This window comes from Polaromonas sp. (assembly GCF_030682935.1).
Lineage (GTDB): Bacteria > Pseudomonadota > Gammaproteobacteria > Burkholderiales > Burkholderiaceae_C > Polaromonas.
The window spans coordinates 1-1,239 of sequence record NZ_JAUXNA010000301.1 but is presented as its reverse complement, the minus strand read 5'-3'; the positions used below and the strand labels follow the sequence as shown (position 1 = coordinate 1,239).

The 1,239-nt window shown below is 62.5% G+C and carries 1 protein-coding gene; it reads right to left on the bottom strand.

Going from position 1 to position 1,239, the window contains the following annotated elements; genetic code table 11:
• Positions 1-1,173: pyruvate kinase (gene pyk / locus Q8K05_RS13840; protein ID WP_305247211.1), on the bottom strand; the 1,173-nt coding region annotated here is incomplete at its 3' end.
• Between the last annotated feature and the right edge of the window lie 66 nt (positions 1,174-1,239).

Sequence of the window (1,239 nt, the reverse complement as noted above, 5' to 3'; positions counted from 1 at the left end):
CCACAAGGCGGTGGAGCCGCTGTCGGTCAGCGCCACAATCGCCTTGGCGCCCAAATGATGGGCCGTGAACAGGGCACCCATGGCAATCGACTGGTCGATGCGGGTGAAGGTCTTGCCCGAAAAATCGGCGCTCAGCTCCTTGTACTCGGCCTTTTCGGCCTCCTCGCAAATCTTGGCCATCTCCTCGATCGTCTCCAGCGGATATTTGCCAGCGGCGGTTTCGGCGCTGAGCATCACCGCGTCGGTGCCATCAAGCACCGCATTGGCCACGTCGCTGACTTCCGCGCGCGTAGGCACGGGGTTCAGGATCATGCTTTCCATCATCTGGGTCGCGGTGATGACGACCTTGTCCATGGCGCGGGCCATCTTGATCATGCGTTTTTGCAGGCCGGGCACGGTGGCGTTGCCGACTTCGACCGCCAGGTCGCCGCGCGCCACCATGATGCCGTCGCTGACCCGCAAAATTTCTTCAAGGTTGGGAATCGCTTCGGCGCGTTCAATCTTGGCGATCAGGCCGGGCTTGTGCTTGTGGGGCGCGGCGGCCACGTTGCACAGCTGGCGCGCCATTTCCATATCGGTGGCGTTTTTGGGGAAGCTCACGGCCACGTAGTCGGCCTGAAAGCTCATCGCAGTCTTGATGTCTTCCATGTCCTTGGCGGTCAGCGCCGGGGCGGTCAGGCCGCCGCCCTGCTTGTTGATGCCCTTGTTGTTCGACAGCTCGCCGCCGAGCTTGACGGTGGTGTGCACTTCTTCGCCGCGCACGGCATCGACGGTCAGCACGATCAGGCCGTCGTTCAGCAGCAGCAAATCGCCGGCCATCACATCGCGCGGCAGCTCCTTGTAGTCCAGCCCCACGCCCTTGATGTCGCCCGGCTCGGTGCGCGAGGCATCGAGTACAAAGCGCTCGCCGGGCACCAGCATCACCTTGCCCTCGGCGAACTTGCCGACGCGGATTTTGGGGCCCTGCAGGTCGGCCATGATGGCGACCTCGCGGCCGGCGCGCTGGGCGACTTCGCGCACCAGTTGCGCCCGGTCCACATGGTCCTGCGCCTTGCCGTGGCTGAAATTGAGCCGCACCACGTTGACCCCGGCACGTATCATTTTTTCCAGCAGGACGGGATCGCTGGAAGCAGGGCCGAGGGTAGCTACGATTTTGGTGGCGCGAAGCGACATGAAGAGTCTCCTTGTAATTTGTTTTCTGATTCTTACATGGAACCGGTTACAGGCCGGGTACCAAAA